Source organism: Leucobacter sp. BZR 635, assembly GCF_048061935.2.
Lineage (GTDB): Bacteria > Actinomycetota > Actinomycetes > Actinomycetales > Microbacteriaceae > Leucobacter.
The window spans coordinates 1-22,055 of the sequence record NZ_JBLUNZ020000055.1; the positions used below are offsets into that span (position 1 = coordinate 1).

At 66.8% G+C, this 22,055-nt stretch carries 15 protein-coding genes; 12 read left to right on the forward strand and 3 right to left on the reverse strand.

Annotation, left to right across the window (positions count from 1 at the left end):
* Positions 1-97: 97 nt before the first annotated feature.
* Positions 98-1,333, forward strand: a complete 1,236-nt coding sequence (locus ACI1US_RS11350) for a signal peptidase I (RefSeq protein ID WP_461640529.1) — start codon at positions 98-100, stop codon at positions 1,331-1,333.
* Positions 1,334-1,392: 59 nt separating this feature from the next.
* Entirely contained in the window at positions 1,393-1,896 is a 504-nt protein-coding gene (locus ACI1US_RS11355) for a hypothetical protein (protein ID WP_461640531.1), read from the forward strand.
* Positions 1,897-1,986: 90 nt separating this feature from the next.
* On the opposite strand, the gene aspS is transcribed toward ACI1US_RS11355, so the two are convergent.
* The gene (aspS, locus tag ACI1US_RS11360) at positions 1,987-3,330 is read right to left on the reverse strand and encodes an aspartate--tRNA(Asn) ligase (RefSeq protein WP_416549914.1); all 1,344 of its coding nucleotides are present in this window, start codon (positions 3,328-3,330) and stop codon (positions 1,987-1,989) included.
* A 268-nt stretch (positions 3,331-3,598) separates the two neighbouring features.
* Here aspS and ACI1US_RS11365 point away from each other — a divergent pair, with 268 nt between their 5' ends.
* From ACI1US_RS11365 to ACI1US_RS11385, 5 genes are read left to right on the forward strand one after another with little or no spacing between them, the layout of a single operon-like run.
* A complete protein-coding gene (locus ACI1US_RS11365; RefSeq protein ID WP_461640533.1) occupies positions 3,599-4,480 on the forward strand; it encodes a transporter substrate-binding domain-containing protein in 882 nt (293 codons plus the stop codon).
* Between the two features lie 12 nt (positions 4,481-4,492).
* A complete protein-coding gene (locus tag ACI1US_RS11370; RefSeq protein WP_461640535.1) occupies positions 4,493-5,227 on the forward strand; it encodes an amino acid ABC transporter permease in 735 nt (244 codons plus the stop codon).
* Entirely contained in the window at positions 5,224-5,985 is a 762-nt protein-coding gene (locus tag ACI1US_RS11375; RefSeq protein WP_461640537.1) for an amino acid ABC transporter ATP-binding protein, read from the forward strand. Before ACI1US_RS11370 ends, ACI1US_RS11375 begins: the two co-directional genes overlap by 4 nt.
* Before the next feature lie 47 nt (positions 5,986-6,032).
* Positions 6,033-7,109, forward strand: a complete 1,077-nt coding sequence (locus ACI1US_RS11380) for an LLM class flavin-dependent oxidoreductase (protein ID WP_461640538.1) — start codon at positions 6,033-6,035, stop codon at positions 7,107-7,109.
* Entirely contained in the window at positions 7,106-8,290 is a 1,185-nt protein-coding gene (locus tag ACI1US_RS11385) for a GNAT family N-acetyltransferase (protein WP_461640540.1), read from the forward strand. Before ACI1US_RS11380 ends, ACI1US_RS11385 begins: the two co-directional genes overlap by 4 nt.
* Before the next feature lie 138 nt (positions 8,291-8,428).
* Here ACI1US_RS11385 and ACI1US_RS11390 read toward each other — a convergent pair whose 3' ends face one another.
* Positions 8,429-9,550 (reverse strand): mannose-1-phosphate guanylyltransferase, encoded by a 1,122-nt coding sequence (locus ACI1US_RS11390; protein ID WP_416549913.1) that lies wholly within the window; start codon positions 9,548-9,550, stop codon positions 8,429-8,431.
* 192 nt (positions 9,551-9,742) lie between these two features.
* Between ACI1US_RS11390 and sdhC the strand changes: the two genes are divergently transcribed.
* The 4 genes from sdhC to ACI1US_RS11410 are packed head-to-tail and all read left to right on the forward strand — an operon-like array spanning position 9,743 to position 13,272.
* Positions 9,743-10,159 carry a succinate dehydrogenase, cytochrome b556 subunit gene (gene sdhC / locus ACI1US_RS11395; protein WP_416549912.1) on the forward strand — a complete coding sequence of 139 codons (417 nt, stop codon included), beginning with the start codon at positions 9,743-9,745 and terminating at the stop codon, positions 10,157-10,159.
* A gap of 20 nt (positions 10,160-10,179) precedes the next feature.
* Positions 10,180-10,623, forward strand: a complete 444-nt coding sequence (locus ACI1US_RS11400) for a succinate dehydrogenase hydrophobic membrane anchor subunit (RefSeq protein ID WP_416549911.1) — start codon at positions 10,180-10,182, stop codon at positions 10,621-10,623.
* A 45-nt stretch (positions 10,624-10,668) separates the two neighbouring features.
* Positions 10,669-12,501 carry a succinate dehydrogenase flavoprotein subunit gene (gene sdhA / locus ACI1US_RS11405; RefSeq protein ID WP_416549910.1) on the forward strand — a complete coding sequence of 611 codons (1,833 nt, stop codon included), beginning with the start codon at positions 10,669-10,671 and terminating at the stop codon, positions 12,499-12,501.
* A 3-nt stretch (positions 12,502-12,504) separates the two neighbouring features.
* The gene (locus ACI1US_RS11410) at positions 12,505-13,272 is read left to right on the forward strand and encodes a succinate dehydrogenase iron-sulfur subunit (protein WP_416549909.1); all 768 of its coding nucleotides are present in this window, start codon (positions 12,505-12,507) and stop codon (positions 13,270-13,272) included.
* Positions 13,273-13,542: 270 nt separating this feature from the next.
* On the opposite strand, the gene ACI1US_RS11415 is transcribed toward ACI1US_RS11410, so the two are convergent.
* Entirely contained in the window at positions 13,543-15,402 is a 1,860-nt protein-coding gene (locus ACI1US_RS11415; RefSeq protein WP_461640544.1) for a sigma-70 family RNA polymerase sigma factor, read from the reverse strand.
* Positions 15,403-15,776: 374 nt separating this feature from the next.
* Between ACI1US_RS11415 and ACI1US_RS11420 the strand changes: the two genes are divergently transcribed.
* Complete coding sequence (locus ACI1US_RS11420) at positions 15,777-22,052, forward strand: DUF5979 domain-containing protein (protein ID WP_461640546.1); 6,276 nt, start codon at positions 15,777-15,779, stop codon at positions 22,050-22,052.
* Positions 22,053-22,055: the final 3 nt, after the last annotated feature.

A 22,055-nucleotide genomic window follows, 5' to 3' on the forward strand; every position in this document is an offset into this window, starting at 1 on the left:
GAACTGGACGCTCACCGGCTCGTCCGCTTCATAGGCCAACGCACGGTTCAGTTCAGAGGGGGTGAGTGGCGTGACGGATCCGCAACCAGTGGGAGCGGTGGCTCACCAGTCCCGCAGGGGATCACGGGCGCTGGGCAACGCGCTGCTCAACCTCGCCGCTCTCGGTGGGCTTGTGTGTATTGTGCTGGTGCTACTGTCGGTGTTCTTCAACATTTCGCTCATCATGTTCAAGACTGGGTCCATGTCGCCGACGATCCCCGCGGGGTCGCTCGCCGTCGTGCGCGAGATCCCCGCCGCAGATATTCGCGTCGGTGATGTGCTGACGGTGGATCGACCGGGCGTGCTGCCCGTGACGCACCGAGTCACCTCTGTGGCGGGGGAGGGCGACGCCCGGACGATCACCATGCGCGGCGACGCGAACGAGGCCGAGGATCCGGCCCCGTACACGGTGACTGAGGTCAGGCGGGTGCTCGCTTCCGTGCCGCACCTTGCCCGCGGTGTCGTGTGGCTTTCGAACCCGCTCGTGCTCGGCGGGCTCACGATCGGAGCTGCGGTGCTCGTCACGTGGGCGTTTTGGCCGCGCGAGAGGGAGCGCCCACGGAACTCGAAGCTGCCCAGGCACGGCGCGGCTGCGAGCGCGCTGGTGGTGGTCGGAACTGGAATCGGTCTTCTTGGCGTCCCGCTGGGGCCGGACTCCGCGCACGCGGTGCTCAATGCTGAAATGACGGAGCGGACACGTGGCGCGATCACCCTCATCTCCTCCGGTGACACTCGCGCGATGCGCGTAATGCGCCCGGGGGTGCCCGTCCCCTGGCAAGTGGGCGTGAGAGTGGTGAGCGAGGAGGCGAGTACCGTCGCCGTGTCGCTCACGGCAGCGGGATCCCCGGAATTTGGCCTGGTCCTCGATGTTCGCGCGTGCGACGTCAGGTGGGTGCGCGGCACGTGCACTGGGAACGAATCCGCGGCGTCCGGGCAGGGGCCGATCGAAGTCGAGACAGCTCCCACTCGAGTCGCCGTACTGCACGGGACTTCCGAGCGTTGGTTTCTCATCACCGCGACAATGCCTGAGGCCATCGCAGGCTCTGTCGAACTCACTCTCCGTGCAGCCGGTGGAAGCGACGTGGTGTCGACTACTCCGGGCGGGGAGAACCCCGCGGCGGTCGCCCCGCAACAGCCTCCCGCGGCACCCGCGGGAGGCTGGGCGGCGCTCTCCCGTTCGGGCGTGAGCGTTGGATCTCCGTGGATGCTCGGCATCGTTGCGATTGCGGGAGGACTGATGACGGCGGGTGCGGCGCGGCTGCTCCGGTACCGTCGACGGGAGCCGGTGACGTGAGAGCACCGGAGGGACGAACGCCGCGCCGCCGCGCCGCTCGCGGCCGGGTAGCTCAACGGGTGCGCGCCAAGTGGGCCGCGCGCATTCTCGCGCTTGGCCTGAGCGCGGCGATGCTCGCTCCTGCCCCGCAGCAGACTGAGGCGGTCTGGGTCGACGCCGAAGCAGGAACTGCCGCGTTCACAGCGATCACCGTGCCGCGGCCGTTGAATAATGGTCCCTGCTCGATCCAGGGCTCACTCCTGAACCTGCTTGGATCGTCGCTGACGATGCGGTGGGCGCTGCCGCCTGGTGTGGAGTTGTCGGCGGCGCGAATCTCCTACACCGGGTCGAATGGCCTTGTCCCGGTCGTTGATACGCTGCTCGGGACAGACCTCAAGACTGTCGCCGAGGGCAGCGGCTACGCTACGAAACTCACCGGAAGATTGCTCAACGCCGTCCTCGGGGCATCCCGCGCTATTTCGGTTCACATTGTCGACCCAAGCGGATGGGTCTCGCAGACCCGGGTCGTCGTCGGTGACTGGCCCCTGCTCGGGCTGGGCTCTGCCACATGCGTTGACTCCTGAGACCACCACGCCCCCAGTGGCAGGCCTCGGGCAGAAACACAAAGGCGCCCCCGTGCCGAAACACGGGAGCGCCCTGAGCGTGAAGCTCGCCTACGGCAGCAGGCGGTTCGGGCCGCGGAAGAGGTACGTCGTCTCGCGGATCGAGGGCTGCTCAAGCATGAGCATGAGCACGCGGTTCAGGCCCATGCCGAAGCCGCCGTGCGACGGAACGCCGTAGCGGAAGAAGTCGAGGTAGAAGCCCAGCTCTTCGGGGTTCATGCCCTTGTCGCGCGCCTGCGCCTCGAGCACGTCGATGCGGTGCTCGCGCTGCGCGCCCGTCGAGATCTCGGTGCCGCGGTAGATGAGGTCGTAGCTCTTCGTGAGCTCCGGGTTCTCTTCGTTGCGCATGTGGTAGAACGGGCGGATCGACGAGTCGTAGTCGGTGAGGAAGACGAAGTCGGTACCGAACTCCTCCTTCACGTACGCCGCGATCTGGCGCTCGCCCTCGGGGTCCATGTCCGCGTCGGCGCGAGGCACCTCGTAGCCGCGGCTCTTCACGATCTCCTTCGCCTCGGCGAGGGGGATACGCGGGAACGGGCGTGCGGGGATCTGCAGCTCCACGTTGAAGAGCTTCTGGATCTCTTCGCCGTGCTTCTCCTTCACCGCGGTGAGGCCGGCGACGATGAGCTCCTCGTGGAGCTCCATGACGTCTTCGTGCGAGTCGATCCAGCTGATCTCGGTGTCGATCGAGGTGAACTCGGTCGCGTGACGCGAGGTGAACGAGTGGTCGGCGCGGAACGCGGGGCCAACCTCGAAGATGCCGCCGAAGCCAGCGGCCTGCGCCATCTGCTTGAAGAACTGCGGGCTCTGCGCGAGGAACGCCTTGCCCTCGAAGTACTCGACCTCGAAGAGCTCTGCGCGCGACTCGGACGCCGAAGCCATGAGCTTCGGGGTCTGAATCTCGATGAAGCCGCGCTCAACCCAGAGCGTGCGCAGCGCGTGCAGGAAGGTCGTCTGCACGCGGAAGACGAGGTTCTGCTCGGGGCGACGCAGGTCGAGGAAGCGCCAGTCGAGGCGCACGTCGATGTTCGAGTCGTCGGCAACCGGGTTATCGGGCAGCGACTTTGCGACGACCTCGATCGTTTCGATCTGGATCTCGACGCCGCCGAGCTTCACGCGCTCGTTGTGCTGCAGCTCGCCCTCAACGGTGACAAAGGTGCCGTGGGTGAGCTCGGAGATCGTGGTCGTGCGGGGCACGAGGATATCTGAGCGGGGGTTCTCGGGATCGGGCTCGCGGAGCACGCCGCCGTTGACAAGCTGGACAGCGCCCGACTCGTCGCGGAGCACCACAAACTGCACGTACCGCTGGTCGCGCACCTTCTCAACCCAGCCAGATACACGTACGGTGCCGTCCTCGCGGGCGGCCAGATCCTTGATTAATACTCGCTCAGTCACCCGCACAGTCTACTCCGCGATGGAGCTACTCAGTTGCGGGCGCACTTCGCTGGCCGTTCGCGGGCCTGAGGCCGCGCGATCGCAGCGGAGAGAGGCTCGGCGAGATGCCCGTCGACATAATCCGTCACAATGGGAGGCATTAGTTGCGGTTATGTTCTGTTCCTTCCTAGTCTGGCTGCGGCGGTCGCACTCGACGCGCAACCCGAACAGTTCGGATCCTGCGTCTTTGAGCCTTGCGCCGCCCTGCCCGCCATTGAAAGGACCTCCCATGAACCGCACGCTCCGAACCACGCTCGCCCTCAGCGCTCTGGCCGCCGTCGCAATGAGCGCCGTGGGGTGCGCTGCGGGAGGCCCAGGCGGTGCCGCAGCCGCCGACAGCGGCGAGACAGGCGCGCAGCAGATCCTCGTTGCCACGGGTGCAAGCCCCAAGCCCTACACGTTCCTCGACGAGAGCGACGAGCTCACCGGCTACGACATCGAGATCCTCAAGCGCATCGACGACAAGCTCGAGGGCCTCGAATTCGAGTTCCAGGTCGCCGACTTCCCCGCACTCTTCGCGGGCCTCGACTCCGGCCGCTTCAACCTCGTCGCCAACAACCTCTCGGCCACCGACGAACGCCGCGAAAAATACGACTTCAGCGACCCCTACATCGAGGCGCAGTTCGGCATCATCCAGCAGGCGGGCGCGGCCAAGGTCACCGCACTCGACGACCTCGCCGGGAAGAAGACATACGGCGAGCCCGGCCTGAACTTCACCCGAGTGCTCGAGAGCTACAACGAGCAGCACCCGGGCAAGGAGATCCTCATCGAGTACACCGAGCTCGACCTGCAGTCCCAGTACAACAACCTCGCAACCGGCTCGGTCGACTTCCTCTTCAACGAGCGCGTCGTCTTCCAAGGCTACGGAGGCAGCTCGGGGCTCGAACTTGAGTTCACACAGCTCGACGGCGACTACCTCACCGAGAACTTCGGCACGAACCTGCTGTCCGCCTACGCGCTGTCGAAGCAAACTCCGAACGTTGCCGACGTCATCGAGCAGATCAACGGTGCCCTCGCCGAGCTCGCAGCCGATGGCACGCTCACAGAGCTGAGCGAACAGTTCTTCGACGGCCTCGACGTGACACCGTCGCGGACCGCCGCGGCAGGCTAGGGCGCAACCTTCGTGAACATCATCGACTTTGAGGCGATCGGGCGGTACACGCTCGGCCTCATCCCATACGTTCCGGTCACGCTCGCCCTCGCCGTCGTCGCGACGCTGCTCGGAACCGTGCTCGGGCTCGGCATCGCGCTCATTAAGATCGGCCGCGTCCCGGTGCTCAGCCAGCTCACTGCGATCATCGTGTCCTACCTGCGAGGCACGCCACCGCTTGTGCAGCTGCTGCTCAACGTGAACGCGGTGCCGATCGCGATCCTCTACATCAACCATGCCTTCGGAACGAACTGGGATGCGCTCGCGCTCTCCCCGTTCCTCGTCGCTGCGCTCACCTTCGCGCTCACCGAGGCCGCGTACAGCTCCGAGACGATCCGCGCGGCCCTGAACTCGGTTGATAAGAAGGAGATCGAGGCGGCGCAGGCGCTCGGCATGACGCCGTGGCAGGCGCTCAGGCGAATCACGATCCCGACCGCCTCAGTCGTCGCCTTCCCGACCCTCGTCAACCACTTCATCGGCATGCTCAAGCAGTCCTCGCTCGCGTTTGTCGTCTCCGTCGTGGAGGTGACGGCGTACGCGAAGATCCTTGGCGGGCGTGACTACCGCTACTTCGAGGCGTACCTCGCGACCGCGATCATCTACTGGGCGCTCACCGTGATCGTCGAACAGGTCGCCCGGGTCATCGAGGCACGCATGGAGCGGCCGCGGCCCGCGGGCCACCGCCCGAGGGTGGCGGTGTCGGCATGATCGCGCTCGAACAGATTCGGAAGTCGTTTGGGGATCGCGTGATCCTCGACGACCTCTCGCTCGAGTTTGCCGAGGGCGAGGTGACCGCGATCGTCGGCCCCTCCGGCGCGGGCAAGTCGACGCTGCTGCGCAGCATCGACTTCCTCGAGCGCCCCGACTCAGGGCGAGTGCGGCTTGGCGACCTCGTGGTCGACGCGGCGACGGCCCGCAGATCCGAGATCCTCAGCCTGCGCCGCAGCACCGCGATGGTGTTTCAGCAGTTTCAACTCTTCTCGCGCAAGACCGCGCTCGAAAACGTGGCCGAGGGCCTCACGGTCGTGCGCGGGCTCGACCGGCGCGAGGCTGAACGCGAGGCACTCGCCCAGCTCGCGCGGGTCGGCCTCGCCTCGCACGCGCAGCACTACCCGGCGCAGCTCTCCGGCGGCCAACAGCAGCGCGTCGGCATCGCCAGGGCACTCGCGATGCGCCCAGAACTGCTGCTGCTCGACGAGCCGACGAGCGCCCTCGATCCTGAGCTCGTCGGCGAGGTGCTCGCATCGATCCGCGCGATCGCCGCCGAGGGGCAGACGATGGCGATCGTTTCGCACGAGATGCACTTCGTGCGGCAGCTCGCGCACCGCGTCGTGCTGCTCGAGGGCGGACACATCGTCTCAGACGCCGCGCCGGAAGCGTTCTTCGGGCCCGAAGCAAACGACCGCACCCGCGCTTTCCTCCGCGAGTACCACCTCGCTCACGGCGGGCCCGACTACCAGATCTGAGTAGGTCGCTCACGCCACTTCACTTTCACCACGACCAGGAGAACACCATGAACACAGCAATCGACGATCCGCAGCCCGCCGCCGCGCAGCCCGCCGCCGCGCAATCAGCCCGTCGCCAGCTCAAGCACCTCGGCTTCATCCACCTCGTTCCATTCGACCGCGCCGACCCCGGCCGGGGGCTGCGCGAGGGCATCGAGCTCTTCGAGCATGCCGAGCAACTCGGCCTCGACAGCGGTTGGGTGCGCACCCGCCACCTGCAGTACGGGCTGCCATCGCCCGCGCCCTTCTTCTCTGCGGTCGCCCAGCGCACGTCGCGCATCGGGCTCGGAAGTGCAGTGATTCCGCTCGGCCACGAGAACCCCTTCCGGCTCGCCGAAGACTTAGGCGTCGCAGACGCCCTCTCCGGCGGGCGCGTGCTCCCGGGGCTCAGCGTCCACCCACCGGGCTTCACCGACGAGGTGAATGACCTCGTCTTCGACACCGGCTGGCGCGAAGAGGATTACGGCTACGGTCGCATCGAACGACTGCGCTCGCTGCTCGCCGGGACCCCCGTGCGCGAGGTGCCCGAGTACAACGGCATCGGTGGGGACTTTGACTCCGAACGCGTCGAACCACACAGCCCCGGACTCTCCGACCGCCTCTGGTACGGCGGCGGGTCGCTCCGCTCCGCGACGTGGGCGGGCAGCGCCGGCCTGAACTGGCTCGTGAGCAACATCAGCTCAGCCGAGAACGGGCTCACCGAGTTTGCCGAGGTGCAGCGTGCACAGATCGACGCGTTCCGCGCGGCGCACCCCGCTGGCGAAGAAGCGCGCGCGACCGTCGCCCGCGTTATCGTGCCCACCGACGGGGCGTCTGCCTCGCAGGCTGCGAAGTACCGCGCCTACGCCGAGGCCCGCACCCCCCGCACCGAGCAGGTGCACGGCAAGAACACGATCATCGCAAAAGACGTGCTCGGCTCGCGCGACGAGATCGTCGAGTTCATCACCAACGACCTCGCATTCCAAGCGGCCGACGACTACCTGTTCGAGCTGCCCTTCGAGTTCGAGCTTGCGGACTGGAAGCAGATCCTCACCGAGCTCGCGACGAACATCGGCCCCGCACTCGGATGGCGGCCGGCGGCATGAGCGACGTGAATGATGCGGGCGGCGTGAGCGCTGGGAGCGCCGTGAGTGCTGGGAGCGCCGTGAGTGCTGGGAGCGCCGTGAGCGCCGTGAGCGTGACCAGCGTGCGCGTGGGCGACGTGACAGTCCTTGCGGCGCAGCCCGAGCTCACGATCCGTCGAGCCCGGCCCGACGAATACGCAGCGGTCGACGAACTCATCGACGCCGCCTACGCCCATGACTACGGCCCGCGGGGCACCAGCACCGACCCCATGCACCTCGCAGAGGTCCGCGACCGCGGCTACGAGGTCTGGGTCGCAGCTGGCCCTCGCGGCGAACTTCTCGGCAGTGTCACGCTCCGCAAACTCGGCGGGCGGGCCCTCCACGAGGACGTCGCCGACCACGAGCTCGATCTCAGGCTGCTGGGTGTCTCCCCGGACGCTCGCCGCAGTGGGGTTGGCGCGGCACTCATGCGTCACACCGCCGAGCTCGCGGCAGAGGCCGGCTTTGGGGCCGTCGTGCTCAAGACCGCGCCCGACATGCACGGGGCGCACCGGTTGTACGAGGAGCTCGGCTTCGCGCGCGCTCCCGAACGCGACGGGCTGTGGATAGGCGGATCGCGGATCCTCGACCTCTTCACCTACGTGCTGCCGCTCGCGGTGTTGCCCACGGCCGCCGTTGCCGACCCCGATGCAGCCCGCTCGGTGCTGGGGCGCTTCCCATCTGGTGTGGTCGTGGTCACTGGGGGATTCGGCGGCGGGGAAGGCACGCCGGCTGCGGGCGCCTCGGACGCGGGGGTCTCTCCCGCCGCGCTCGTGCTGCAGTCGTTCGTATCGCTGTCTATCGACCCACCGCGGGTGCTGCTCTCTGTCGGGAAACGCTCGACGAGCTGGCCGCGGATCGCTGCGGGCACTACATTCGCAGCCACGGTGCTCTCTGACTCACAGGGTGAGCTTGCGCGAGACATTGCTCGTCCCGGGGCCCGCGACAAACTTGCGGGGGTTTCAACGGTGGCGTCGCCGCGTCACGGTCACCCAGTCGTGCTCGGAGGGTCTGCGTGGTTCGAGTGCGCGATCCGTGAGGAGTTTGACGGCGGCGACCACTGCATCATCGTCGCTGACGTGCTCGGCTTCGGGCCGCTGCAGCGCGCGGAACTCCCGCTCGTGTTCGCGGGCTCGCGCTTTGCGGGACTGCGGGAGGCCTAGCGTTCTGGCTCCCCCGGCAGAGCACCCGGTTCCTGAACATAGGAATCGGGTGCTCTCGTGGGCTAGGCGGCGGCGATGACGGCAGCGGCAAACAGCGGCGGCCAGCAGCGCGGCACCCCGCGCCCACCCACCAAAGCCCTACAGCAGGTGCCCACCGCCCGAGACCTTCATACGCTCGACGAGGCGCTTCACGTCTTGCGCGCGCTCCTTCGTCGTCACGAGCAGCACGTCTGCGGTGTCAACCACGACGACGTCCTCCATGCCGACGAGTGCCACGAGCCTGTCGCTCTCAGAGACGACGATGCCGCTCGAGGCGTCAGACAGCACCTGGGCGCCGTCGCCGAGCACGGCAAGGTCGGAGGGGCGGCCGCGGGTGAGCAGGTTCGCGACCGAGGCGAAGTCGCCCACGTCGTCCCACTCGAAGTGCGCGGCAACACAGACCATCTTGCCCGCGGCAGCCGCGGGCTCAGCGACGGTGTAGTCGATGGCGATCTTCGGCAGCGTCGGCCAGAGCCGCTCGCGCACCTCGGCACCGCGCTTCTTGCCCCACGACTCGGCGATCTCGCGCAGAGCGGCCACAAGCTCGGGTTCAGAGAGCGCCATCTGCTCGAGCAGCACGCTTGCCTTCGCGATGAACATGCCCGCGTTCCAGAGGTAGCCGCCCGCCTTGAGGTAGCCCTCTGCGGTGGCAGCATCTGGCTTCTCGACGAACTCGTCGACGTCGTAGAGGTCGAAGGGGGAGAGGTCGGTGCGCGCCTCACCACACGAGATGTAGCCGAAGCCGGTCGCGGCGTGCGTCGGATGGATTCCGATCGTCGCAATGTAGCCCTGGTCGGCGGCGCGCACTGCGGTCGCGACCGCGCGGTGGAAGAGCACGTCGCCGCGGATCACGTGGTCGGCTGCGAACGAGCCGAGGATCGCATCGGGATCGCGAAGCTCCAGGATCGCAGCGGCGAGCCCGATTGCCGCAGAAGAATCCTTGGGCTCGCTCTCGGTAACGAGATTCTCAGGAAAGATGTCCGGAAGCTGCTTGAGCACTGACTCACGGTGGGCGTTTCCGGTGACCACCATGAGGCGTTCCGTCGGCACGAGCGGCTTCAGCCTGGACCATGTGGCCGAGAGCAGAGAATCGCCCGCGCCAGTGAGATCAAGGAGAAACTTCGGAGCGTTTGCGCGTGAGAGCGGCCACAGTCTCGAGCCGACGCCACCGGCGGGGATCACACACGTGAGGCGCTCAAGCGCAGAGTTCGGAGAGGTCATATCGGCCATCCTAATGAATGCGGATCGAAGCTCGCGTAGCGCCGACGCGCGGTGAGGTGTTCGAGACACGCTAAGAGAGTGCCATAATGGAAGTCGCAGAGAACTCTCAGCAATGTGGCGTGCCCGCATATCGGGTGCCTCCTCAAGAATGCTGACTCTGCTGCGTGTGCGTGACGACCAAGGAGGAAGCTCGTGTCAGCCCTACCCGCTGAAGCCGCTCCGGCGGCGAAGAAGAAAGCCCAACGTGGCGGTACGCTCTACCGCGGCAACGAGGGCATGTGGTCGTGGGTGCTTCACCGCATCACCGGTGTCGCCATCTTCTTCTTCTTGCTCGTGCACGTGCTCGACACTGCACTGATTCGCGTGAGCCCTGAGGCGTACAACGCGGTCATGAGCGCCTACAAGACGCCGATCATGGGCCTCGGTGAGGCAGCGCTTGTCGCGGCCATCGTGTTCCACGCCTTCAACGGCCTGCGCATCATCCTCGTGGACTACTGGAGCAAGGGCGCCAAGTACCACAAGACGATGTTCTGGATCGTTATCGTGCTCTGGGCTGTGACGATGGCAGGCTTCCTGCCGCGTCACCTGATGAACGTGTTCAGTCACTAAGCGAGGGCGGAGTAACAATCATGGCTATGACAATTGACGCGCCCCGCGCGAAGACCCCGGCGAAGAAGAACACCAACTGGGAAAAGTGGGGCTGGATCTACATGCGCGTCTCGGGCGTGCTGCTGGTCGTGCTCGTGTTCGGGCACCTCTTCTCGAACCTGATGATCGGTGACGGCATTAGCGCCATCGACTTCGGCTTTGTGGGCGGCAAGCTCGCGAACCCATTCTGGAAGGTCTGGGATCTCCTGCTGCTCTGGCTCGCACTGATCCACGGCGCGAACGGCATGCGGACGATCGTGAACGACTACGTCGTGCGGCCTCGCCTGAACAAGGTGCTGCGCACCCTGCTGTGGCTCTCCGCAGGGCTCCTCATCCTCCTCGGCACGCTCGTGATCTTCACCTTTGATCCCTGCCCGGCGGGGGCTGACCCCTCGCTCGTTGCCTCCTTCTGCTCGGCTAAGTAACAGCCGAGCCTCAGAGACGTACAGAATTCAGCAGTAAGGAAACCAGTGACCACGAACACTCATGAGGGCGAAGACGTCACCGTGAAGGACGGCGTGACCTATCACCAGTTCGACGTAGTTATCGTCGGTGCTGGCGGTGCGGGCATGCGTGCCGCGATCGAGGCTGGCCCGAAGGCCAAGACTGCGGTCATCTCGAAGCTCTACCCGACTCGCTCACACACGGGAGCGGCGCAGGGCGGCATGGCCGCGGCGCTCGCGAACGTTGAGGAAGACAACTGGGAGTGGCACACCTTCGACACCGTCAAGGGCGGCGACTACCTCGTCGACCAGGACGCGGCTGAGATCCTCGCAAAGGAAGCCATCGACGCGGTCATCGACCTCGAGAATATGGGCCTGCCCTTCAACCGTACGGCTGACGGCAAGATCGACCAGCGTCGCTTCGGCGGTCACACCCGCGATCACGGTAAGGCTGCGGTTCGCCGTGCCTGCTACGCCGCTGACCGTACGGGCCACATGATCCTGCAGACGCTGTTCCAGAACTGCGTGAAGCTCGGCATCAACTTCTACAACGAGTTCTACGTGCTCGACCTCGTGATGACGGGCGAGGGCAAGGACCGCAAGCCGGCCGGCGTTGTCGCCTACGAGCTCGCGACCGGTGCACTGCACGTCTTCCAGGCGAAGTCGATCGTGTTTGCGACCGGCGGCTTCGGCAAGATCTTCAAGACGACGTCGAACGCGCACACCCTCACCGGCGACGGCGTTGGCATCATCTGGCGCAAGGGCCTCCCGCTTGAGGACATGGAGTTCTACCAGTTCCACCCGACCGGCCTTGCCGGCCTCGGCATCCTCCTCACCGAGGGTGCACGTGGTGAGGGCGCGATCCTCCGTAACGCGAGTGGCGAGCGCTTCATGGAGCGTTACGCGCCGACGATTAAGGATCTCGCTCCCCGTGACATCGTCGCCCGTTCGATGGTGCAGGAAGTGCTCGACGGACGCGGCGCAGGCCCGAACAAGGACTACGTCTACCTCGACTGCACCCACCTGGGCGCAGAGGTGCTCGAGACGAAGCTCCCGGACATCACGGAGTTCGCTCGCACCTACCTCGGTGTCGACCCCGTCGTCGAGCCGGTGCCCGTGTTCCCGACCGCGCACTACGCGATGGGCGGCATCCCGACGAACGTCGACGCTGAGGTCCTCATGGACAACGACACCGTCGTTCCCGGCCTGTACGCAGCAGGCGAGTGCGCGTGTGTCTCCGTGCACGGCTCGAACCGCCTCGGCACGAACTCGCTGCTCGACATCAACGTGTTCGGCAAGCGCTCGGGCAACTCGGCTGCTGACTACGCACAGACCGCCGAGTTTGTTGCGCTGCCGGAGGATCCCGCGAAGGAGATCCGCGAGCTCGTCGAGAGCTTCCGCACCGGAAGCGGCACCGAGCGCGTGGCGGATCTGCGCCGCGAGCTGCAAGAAGCCATGGACCGTGGTGCCCAGGTGTTCCGCACCGAGGAGTCGCTCACCGAGGTGCTCGGTGTGATCCACGATCTGCGCCTGCGCTACATGAACGTTGGCGTGCAGGATCGCGGCATGCGCTACAACACCGACCTGCTCGAGGCAATCGAACTCGGCTTCCTCCTCGACCTCGCGGAGGTGCTGACCTACACGGCGCGCAACCGCAAGGAGAGCCGCGGCGGCCACATGCGTGACGACTACCCGGATCGCGACGACGAGAAGTACATGCAGCACACGATGGCTTACCTGACGGGCGATCCGCACTCGGCGAACCCGGAAGACCACATCCGCTTGGATTGGAAGCCGGTCACCGTGCTGAAGGACGAAGACGGCGAGTTGCGTTACCCGCCACTGGAGAGGAAGTACTAGAACATGAGTGCTGTCACCACTGAGGCACCCGGCGAGAACGCCGTGGAAGAGATCAAGCCGTTCAACGTAACGCTGCTGATTCGTCGTTACGACCCCGAGTCGGGCCGCGACGCGTACTGGGAAGACTTCGACGTCGAGATGTACCCGACGGACCGTATTCTTGACGCACTCCACCAGATCAAGTGGGACATGGACGGCACCCTGTCGTTCCGCCGCTCCTGCGCGCACGGCATTTGTGGCTCGGATGCGATGCGCATCAACGGCCGCAATCGCCTCGCCTGCAAGACCCTGATCAAGGATCTTGACATCACGAAGCCGATCTACGTTGAGGCGATCAAGGGCCTGCCCCTCGAGAAGGACCTCATCGTCGACATGGAGCCGTTCTTCGCTTCGTTCCGCGAGGTGCAGCCGTTCCTCGTCGCGAACTCCGCGCCGGAGCCCGGCAAGGAGCGCATTCAGGACATCGCAGCTCGTGAGCGCTTCGACGACACCACGAAGTGCATCCTCTGCGCTGCGTGCACCACGTCGTGCCCCGTGTTCTGGACCGACGGCCAGTACTTCGGCCCGGCAGCGATCGTGAACGCGCACCGCTTCATCTTCGACTCGCGCGACGACAACGCGCAGGTTCGCCTGGACATCCTCAACGACAAGGAAGGCGTGTGGCGCTGCCGCACCACCTTCAACTGTTCAGAGGCGTGCCCGCGCGGCATCCAGGTCACCAAGGCAATTGCCGAGGTCAAGGCCGCGATCCGCACCGGCGTGACGGTCTAACGACCCGCAGCTGTAGAAAACCCGCCCGGCGCTCAGCGCTTGGGCGGGTTTTTGCGTGCGGTGCGGGGCGGTGCTGTTCGGCGCTGCGCTGTGCTGCGCTGCGCCGTGATGCCCGCCCCGCGCCGCGCTCCGCCCCCGTCCCGGCCCGGACCTCGCACCAACGGGCACCCTCGGCAGATCCTAACTACCCCGATTATTCCTGCATGAGCCTTGTGCAGGCTTCACAAGACTCGGACTAGAAAAAACGGGGCAGTGAGGGTGGGGATTCGACTACTCGGCGCAGATCGAGGAGAGATCGATCGGCTGCCATCCAGATCGCTCGAGCCCGACCGTTATGAGCCGCATCTCAAGCTTCACGTCGCCAAGCTCCTTGCCGGGAAACAGCTCGCCCCAAATAGGCAGCAAGCTCGGGTCGGTGGCCTCCCAGGTCGGAGACGGCATAGGCGCGGTGCTCGCATAGAACCAGCGCTGCGGAGGGAATCCAGTGGATCCGCTGGTCGTGAGTTGTTCCAGCACGGCGTCTGCGTCGGCGGCGCGAAAGCCGAACTCGGGGTTGCTGATAACAATTGGATCTTGCCCAGCAACAGAGCCACGGAGCTGCAGCACCCCCGCCTGGTTCGCGGTACCCACCAGGCGGTCCGCCGGAACGCGACATTCAAACCCAACTTTCAGTCCATTGTCATTCGGGTCAGTTGGGGTAATCGGAGGGTCAACCGGTGGCTTCACGGGCGGAGTGACCGGCGGTGTGACCGGTGGTGTCACGGGCGGAGTGACTGGGGGAGTGACGGGCGGCGTCACCGGGGGCAGGGCCGGTGGGTCAGTTTCAGGCGGCGGATCCAGCGGCTCAGTGACTTCCTCGGTCACGGGCCTCTCTGAAGCGGAACGAGGAGCGGCCGGTGCCGCGGGCGCGGGTACCGCAGGCCGCCGTGTGTCTGAAGCCGAAACTGCTCGGGGGCGTCCCTCGCTGACCTGTGGGGGCTGTGGCTTCTGCGGGGCTGTGCTGCCGGTGTCGCTGGGGCCGTCGCCCTGCTGTGGCTGCTCGATGCCGGTTTCGATAGGCGCGGGTGGTGGCGAAGTCGGCCCACTGAGCGACAGGGATAGTACTGTCACGCCAACTACCGTGGCGGCGGCCAGCGTGGCACCGGCAGAGATTACCGCGGGGAGGCCGATCGCGCTGACAAGGCCGCCGCTCACGGATGCCGCAGCGCCTGATCCCGCCGTTCCGGCCCCACTGGCAGCACCCGCGGCGCTGCCACCCGCGCCGCTCCCGCCAGCACCACCACCCGCAAGGCCTGCACCACTCCCTGCCGCCGCGCCGAGGCCCGCCAGCTGACTGGTGAGCCCGAGCTGGCTTGCGAGCAGCGCCGTGCCTGCGCCGCCGAGCGCCACCCAGGCGAGCACGAGGCCGAGCTGCCGGTTGAGCTCGGTGCTTTCTGCGGCGGCCTTGGCGCATGACTCGCACGTGTCGAGGTGTGCTTCGACCTCGCGAGTGAGGCGCGCGGTGAGTTTTCCGCGTTGGAAGCGCTGGAGGTGCTCGAGGGTGGATCGGCAGGCGTCGTCTGCGAGCTGTAGGTCGATGTGCGCCTCAACCCATGCCGACTTCAGGGCGTCGCGAGCACGGACGGCGAGCGCCGAGGTGCTGTTCGCGGAGAGGCCGAGGAAGACCGCGGCCTCGCGCGGTGGCAGCCCCTCGACCTCGGTGTACCAGAGGGCCGCCTGCCAGCGCGGCGTGAGGGTTTCGAAAGCCTTCGCGACGGCGTTGAGATCGAAGGCGTTGTCTTCCCAGGGTGCGGTCTCGTGGAGGTCGGGCACGTCGGGGAGTTCAAGTGTCTGCTGATCGCCGCCGCGGAAGCGGTCGGCCGATGCCGAGCGGATGACCCGATACAGGTAGGGACGGAAGGCCCCGGTGGGGCCACGGCCGCTGCGCACGAGTTCGAAGATGCTGAGATACGCCTCGGAGACGATGTCGTCAGCATCGAGGGAGGGGGCAATGTTGCGCGCGGCGACGAATCCCGCCCGACGGTGCCGTTCCCAGAGCACCGCGAACGCCTCCGTGTCGCCGTCGCGGCAGACACGGAGCAGCTCCTCATCCGACGCTGACTCCCAGCGGCGGTTACCTGTCCTCGCCAAGTTTCCCCCGTAAGCGCACCCGGCCGGTGTCTTTGCAAACGCCTCGCGGCGGGCACGCCCATTGTCGTTGTCAAGCTTCTGCTTGTGAATCCCCTCATTCCAGTATCGGTGATTTGGGTGGAGAAGGGTAGTGCGCAGCGAAATACCGTCGATTACGCGAAATATTTCAAACGCGCGTCACGATTCACCGCTTCCCCCGTGTTAGTAAGTGTCCGGCCACTGTCTGGGTTCCTAGGGGGAGCACACCACAGACAGGGTCGGGCACTGTGTCGTGCCGGGGGGCCGACACTCATCGAGGGGAAGAGTGAACAGTGGTGTTTGACGTGTTCCGTGGAAATCCATCCGGGAAACGAGCGAGGCGTGGCCTCGCGAAGATGCTCGCGGGAGGTGTTGCGGCGCTGCTCGCAGGCACTGTGATGATGGCGAGTGGGGGTGTCGTGCCTGCGGTTGCAAGCGACGGTGCCTCGCTCATGCTCGCGAAGAAGGTGAAGCAGCTCGACGGCAGTTATGTCGACGCGGCGCGGGATCTGCGCCCGGGCGACTCCGTGAGCTTCTGGGTGGAGTTCCGCGTGAATGACGCCGACGCTGATGCGCCGGTGCTGGTGCAGGATGTGCTGCCCGTGGAGTTTGCCGGCTGGGAGATCACCGATCTCACGGCCGTTGTCGGTGGCAGTGCCTCCGGCATCACGCTGGATCTGCCGGGGGTGGCCACCGGCCCCGCCCCGGAGGGCCCGGTGGCGGGCATCGTGGGCGGCAGCGACACCGAACGCACCATTTCGGTGGGCGTCGAACAGCGTGTGCAGTCGGGGCCAGCAAACCCGGACGGCTTGGGCATGTCGACGCGCGACACCGGAGTACTCGAGTACACGCTGAAGGTTCCGGAGCACCTCGCCGCTGACGACCCCATTCTGCGGCGCGATCTCGTGAACACAGCGACTTTCTCGGCGAAAGCCGGCGAGCGCGAGCTCCGGGTCAGCGACGACGCGGTCATCGCGATCGATAACCCGATCAGGGCCGGCGTCACCCCGTCGAAGACCTGGAGCCCCGAGCAGCAGGGCTACGAGCCAGGCGCAGCGTCGGAGATCACGATCGGTGCGACGCAGTCGTCGAACGTCAACGCGAGTGTGCTGCGGTTGCAGGACCCAGCTGATCCGGCGCTCACGCCTGACGGCGCAACGGAGCTGCGAGCCGGGAACCCCTTCTCCGCGGTCGATTTCGCTGGCTTCACCGCTCCGACCGACCCGACGACGAACCTCCCTACGGGCGCAACCACTGCGACGGTCGAGGTGTACCGGCTCGCCGCGGGCAGCTGGAACTGGGTGCCGTGGGACGCTTCGATCCCGAACGGCGAGATCGCTGGCGTACGCACGAGCTACGCGGGTGAGATTCCGCCTGGCACGGTCGTCACGCAGAGGTTCAGTGCGACACAGCGCGCCACGCACCGCACGACAGGCGAGAGCCAGTCGCAGGGCTTCGCGGTGACGAACGACGTGCGAGCGACGGTCGAGGTGCCGGGCATGGATCCTGTCTCGGCCGATGCCAACGCCCCGTTCACCGTCGCCACGGAGACCATCGGGGTAGACGCGCAGAAACGTTTCCTTGAGCTTCCGAACGGCAGCGAGACGGCCCAGCTCAGCGGCGTGACCGCCGGCGATAGCGTCGGCGTTGTGCTGCGCGCAACGAACCGCGATGCGCCCGCAAGCGCAGTGCTTGACCGCCTCACCATCGCGGAGCCTGCAGAGGGATCGAGCCCGCTGTTCTTCGGCGAAGACCTCCTCTTTGCTGGATTCGACACGAGCGTGCCCGAGGCGGTCTGGCCCGCTGGCGCATCCGCAGCAGAGCTCACTTGGCGCTTCACCGACGACTCGGAAGAGACGGTGGCCCTCTCACCGCACGGGGCCCTTCCGGCACCTGCGGCCGGCAAGATCGTTGCTGGCTTTGAACTCAGCTTCACGGGCGAGATCCAGCCGGGTGCCACGAGCGAGGTCAAGTACCAGCTCGACTCGAACCCCGCCGACTCCTTCGTGCAGCCGGGAAAGAAGACCGAGAACCTCACAAACGCCATCCTCGTCACTGGGGAGCGCGGCGACCACGAGCCGGCGACCGCAACCGCGAAGGCGACCGTTGCGTTCGTCGCACCCAGTATCGAGACGAGCATTCAGAAGCGGGTCGGTCCCGGCGTCGTGACTCCGGGGCAGGACGTGATCGTGCAGCTCGACACCGTGGTGAAGACCTCGGGTGGCCGCACACAGCCCACTGAGATCGTGGTTGAAGACGTGCTCGGCGACGCCGGCACGTTCTGGGACGGCTTCGACGCCAAGCAGGTGCTGCCGCCCATCACCCGGCCGGCAAACAACGACACTCCCACGACGCAGGCAGATCTCACGATCAGCGTTCAGAACGCGGCGGGCGACTGGACGCAGCTTGCACACAACCCCGTTGATGACGCGCCGATCGACATCCCGCAGGGGGCGACCGGCATCCGCTTCGTCTACTCAAATCCGACGGGCTTCTCGCAGACCACTCTGGTGAAGCCGAACGTCTCGTTCACCGCGCGGAACACGCTGCGCAGCGACGCGAAGACACCGACTGCGACCGAGTTCACGAAGGTTGTGCACTACGAGAACGTGGCGACCGTGACCGCTACCGGCAAGCTCGGCGACCGCGAGGTCACCGGCACCGCGACCAGTAAGGTGAACGCGGGCATCCGGGCGACTCCGGGCGGCAACGGTACGGGCCCGGGAGTGGGCGGCACGCTCTGGGCAGACAAGCAGTGGGCGCATGACACACTCAGATCGCAGTCGGGCACGCGCACGTTCTCCACGCAGTCCTGGGCGCTCACGAAGCACGGCTTCCCGAGGGTCGAACTGCAGGATCCGGTGAGCCCAACCGCAAGCGGCCAGGGAACCGTCTTCGAGGCGTTCAACCTCACGCACGTGCGGCCGATCCACTTCGCTGGCGGCGGCGCGAATGTGACCCAAGACCCAATGCTGCAGTGGGATCTCGTCACCGCGGTGGAGCTGTGGGACGGCACCGCCTGGGTGCCCGTCGAGGCCCCCGCGGCCGGCTGGATGGATGCCAAGGGCTTCACCGGCTACGCCCTCACGCCTGAGCAGCGCGAGTCCACGCTCGGCGTGCGTCTCGTGCTCGGCGAGAATACCGCGGCGCGCGAGGCAGCGCACGACCCCTCAGACCCCGATCTCACGGTGCCCGCCCCGGGCGCCGGCGTGAGCGCTTCGGGTGAAATTCGCAGCTTCGGGCTCGAATGGCAGCTGCGCGACATCGCGCGCACCGCTGACGGGACGGTGAAGTGGGTAAAGGAAACGGACACCCAGTTCAACTGTGACGGCGGCGACGGCTGCATCGACAACCTTTTCGCTGTCACCGCGATCCCCGACACCGGCAGGCCGGCGACCGCAACCGCGAACGACACCATCCAGATCTTGGACGGTGTGCCGAACGTGACGCTGGAGAAACAGGTGAGCGCGCTCCCCGGGGGCACTCCCGGCGAGACGATCGGCATGATCGCGCCGAACCCCGGTGAGGTCGCGCAGGAGGACTACCCGAGTGCGCGCTACTCGCTCACGGCGGGCAACGCCTCCGAGGCCGCTGATGGGGCGGTCGGCCGGATGCGGCTCGGCCAGATCCGCGTGACCGACGCGGCCGGTCCGAACGATGACAGCGCGCTCAGCATTGACGCGAGCCCCTTCACAGGTCGCGACTTCGCGAAAGAGAGTAGCGAGCAGGGCGGCAACCGCTTCAACGAGTTCACCCTCACCGGCGTGACATTCGGAGCGCTCCCGGGATCCATCGACACAGCTGAGAGCACGGTCGAGCTCTGGCTCTTCGACGGCACCCCTGCCGGCAAGACCGAGCGGTGGACGCTGCAGCAGGTGCTCGACGGTGACCCCGGGTTCGCGGCAGCCCTCCCCGACGCCATTGGCGTCTCGGCGCTCTACTCGGGCACCGACCCGGCGACGCACGGCAACCGCATCACCACCAGTGACAAGCTCGTGATGCACCTCGACGTGCAGCTGCGCAAGACCGAGCGGGTCTCGGGCGAGACGGTCACGGGTGGCCAACGAGGCAGCGTGACCTCGCTGCCGAACGAGGCGAGCGTGCGCGGCTGGGACGCGGTCATCAACCCTGAGGCGAGACCGACTCGCCGTGACGACGCGACGATCGAACTCACGCAGGCCACCGTCGAGGTGGGCCTGAAGAAGTCGGTGTCGGTGAATCACACGAGCGGATCGAACGACACCGTCTACGAGAGCGCCCCTGATGCGCCGGTGCGCGTCGAGCTCGTGGCGAACCCGAACGGGTCATCTGCGCCGATCGATACGCTCACCGTGCGAGACACGACGAAGGCGTTCTGGGACAGGTTTGAACTCGTCAGCTTTGAAACGCCGACGCTCCCCGAGGGGGCCGACCGCGCGAGGCTTCAGGTGTACGTCGGAGAGAAATGGGTGAGCTACGACGGCTACACCGGCGACTTCTCGGCGATTCACGGTGTGGGGGTCACGTTCGATCGCAATGACGCACGCACCTTCCCACAGGGGGTCGCATCATGGACGGGATCGTGGAAGTCTGCGAAGCTCGCCGTCGGTGTGAAGCTGCGCGAGGGCGCGAGCGTGAACTGGAAGTCGGACTCGGTGAAGAACCTTGCCACGGTGGTGGCGAAGAACAACACCTTCGGCTCGGCTGAGGCCGAGGCGATCGATGATGTGCGGTTCTCGCCGGGCGATCACAAGCTCAGGGTGGAGAAGCGCGCGCCGAATGACACCTCGACCCACCAGGTTGAGGCGCTCGCGAGCGCGCCGTGGAAGCTCGTCTTCACGAACACCGGGAGCAGCCTGCTGCCGATCACGCAGGTGACGGACGCGCTGCCCGAGACCCTCACCTGGGACGGCGAAGATCCCGTCGTGACCAGCGTCGCCACCACCGGCGGCGCGACTGAGCTCGGGACCGCGCCCAAGGTGACGCTCTCGGACGACGGCCGAAACCTCGTCTTCGACTGGGGGAAGGGAGCGCGCATGCAGCCGGGCGAGCAGGTGACGATCTCGCTCGGACTGATCATGGCTCCGATGGCCGCCGGCAAGCGGGCAGTGAACGAGGTCATCGTCGAGACCGGCGTCACCCTCGCCGAGTGCGTACAGCCCACCGAGCACGGGCAGGCACCAGGGGCGGTCAACGCTCCCAACGTCTGCTCGAACACGAACTATGTGCAGCCCCGCATCGGAACCGTGGTGGGCGCGCGCAAGACCGTGAGCGGCGAGTCCGTGCCGACGCTCGGTGAGGATCTCGTGACCGGCGCGCTCGACACCGTTACCGGTGACGAGTGCCGCCCCGGCAACTACCTGCCGACGGGCTCCGACTACACGCGCAGCCCATGCGCGTCGTACACGGCCATCGGCGCGACCGATTCGTGGAAGCTTGAGAACATCAACTCGGGCACGAACCCGCTCACCCGCATGACCGTCGTTGACATGCTGCCGGCCCCGGGAGACCGGATGCTCGCGGGCGGTGCAGCGCGCGGATCGACGTTCGCGCCGGTGCTCAAGGACCTTGCGAACATCCGCGTGAGCGGACTGCCCGAGGGCGCGAGCTACACGGTCGAGGTCACCGAGAACCCCGCCGCGTGCGTGGGAACCGGCGGTGACGGGTCACTCTGGGCGAGTGATCCCGAGTGCGCGGATACGACCGCGAACTCGGCGAACCAGTGGACGCCCCTCGCGAGCTTCACGGGGGCCGCGCACAACGTCGCCGGCCTGCGCTTCCAGGTCGACATGACCGCGCAGCCGCTCCAGCCAGGCGGCACGATCCTCGTCGAGTTCGAGACCGTGAATCGCGTGCTCGACGGGGCAGGTGCAGCGGGTACCCCGGGCACCTCGGATGCGGCGCTTCGCCCCACCCTCGCACAGTTCCAGGAGCAGCAGTTCGCCTGGAACCAGAACGGGGTCGTTGGGTGGGGGCCCACGGGCGTCAGGGTGAACCTGCCTGCCGCACCGCAGCGCGCGGGCGTGACGGTGAAGACCGACTCGCTCACTCTCTCGAAGGAGACGACCGGGCTCGCGCAGGATCGCGCACCGAAGAGCTTTGACATCGAACTCTCGTGCACGGTGCCAAGCGGCTCCGCGACCGGGCCCGAGCGCGTCGCGCTCGACCTCGGCGAGCAGGCCCGGGTCACTGTGCCGAAGAACGGCTCGGTGACGATCGACGGCATGCCTGTCGGTGCAGACTGCTCGGTGCGAGAGGCCGGCGCACTCGGTAGCTACGGCGAGAACACCCGCGCGGTGGATCTCAGCCCCGGCGTCTTCCCCGCCGCAGACGGGCAGAGTGCCGACGTGCAGATCAGGGAGCGGGAAGGCGGCCCCATCGAGGTGCTGTTCGTGAACGGCTACGCGCCAATCCCGCCGGTGCCGACCGACAAGCCCAAGCCTCCGCCTGAGCCGAAGAACCCGGCACCTCCCACGAGCCCGGTGCTCCCCGGCGAGCCGGGAAGCACGCCCACCGCGCTGCTGCCCGAAACCGGCGGCACAGGGTTCGGGATCTTTGCCGCGGCCGCCGCACTCGTGTTGCTCCTCGGAGCGGCGCTCGCCGCAGCCGGTGGCGCACGCGGCCGCCGTGGGGCGCACGGCGCAGCCGACTGATAC